The organism is Tepidimonas sp., assembly GCF_046292505.1.
GTDB lineage: Bacteria > Pseudomonadota > Gammaproteobacteria > Burkholderiales > Burkholderiaceae_C > Tepidimonas.
In genome coordinates this window covers 1-1,093 of the sequence record NZ_JBKBQX010000112.1, presented here as the reverse complement: position 1 = coordinate 1,093, position 1,093 = coordinate 1, and the positions used below count along the sequence as shown (strand labels likewise).

The following is a 1,093-nucleotide window of genomic DNA, read 5'->3' as shown; positions in this document are numbered from 1 at the left end:
CAGAAAACGGCGCATCAGACCATCAAATCTGGGGGAAATTGTACTCGCAAACAGACAATAACACAAGAAAAATCATGAGGTTATGAATATTTCAGGGGCGACTCCTTAGGGAAGGTCTGCACAACCCGCCGCTGAGTCGGCTGTTGTGGGCTGATGTTTCACATGGCGACATCTTGGCGCGTTCGAGGGGCAATTTCGGGCCCTTTCGGCCCTGTTTGAGGCCCCGTGGCCCATTTTGGGCGCACTCATCCCTGCGCCCCCATGCTCAAGAGTCGTTTGCGCACCATCCACAGGTTGGACAGCGCAAACAGGGTCACCAGGTTGGCGGTGTGCGCATTCCACTGATGGCGGACAGTGATTCCATTGCCATCGCGGACAGCGTTCCAGCGAAGAGCGGACACCTTGCGCGGGTGTCCTGAGTGACACGCAAATCGTAGCTGAAGTGTCCGCCATCAGCGTGGAATGGCACTCGGCACGACCGGCTCAGGCGGCCTTGGCGAGCTTGCGCATTGACTCGCCCTTGAGGGCTATCTTGTGCGAGCCGTGCACGATGCGGTCCAGGATGGCGTCGGCCAGCGTGGGTTCATCCAGCCAGGCGTGCCAGGCCGTCACCGGCAACTGGCTGGTGATGAGGGTTGAGCGCGTCCCCACCCGGTCGTCCAAGAGCTCGAGCAAATCGTTTCGCTCGTGCGCGGCAATCGGGGCGATGCCAAAGTCGTCCAGGATGAGAAGGTCCAGCCGGGCCAGTTGCGCCAACCGCTTGCCAAAGCTGCCGTCGCCATGGGCCACGTGAAGTTCTTCCAGGAGTCGGGGAGCCCTGGTGTAGAGCACCGAGAACCCCAGGCGTGCCGCCTGCTGCCCCAGCGCACACGCCAGCCACGTTTTGCCGCAGCCCGTGGCCCCGGTGATGAGCACGTTGTGGCCATGGCGCAGCCAGTCTCCGCCGGCGAGGCTGGCGATGGCCTCCCGGCTCAGGCCCCGGCTGGCGCGCCAGTCGATGTCCTCCAGACAGGCGCTGGAGACCTTCAGGCGCGCTGCTTTCAAGAGGCGCTGCAGGCGCTTGCTGTCGCGCCAGTCCACCTCGCGCTGCACC

Annotated in this window: 1 protein-coding gene; it reads right to left on the bottom strand. The window is 63.1% G+C overall.

From position 1 onward, the window contains the following. Positions 1–483: 483 nt before the first annotated feature. Positions 484–1,093 (bottom strand): IS21-like element helper ATPase IstB (istB, locus tag ACK4TH_RS12065; protein ID WP_409626790.1); only part of this gene is annotated, 610 nt, incomplete at its 5' end.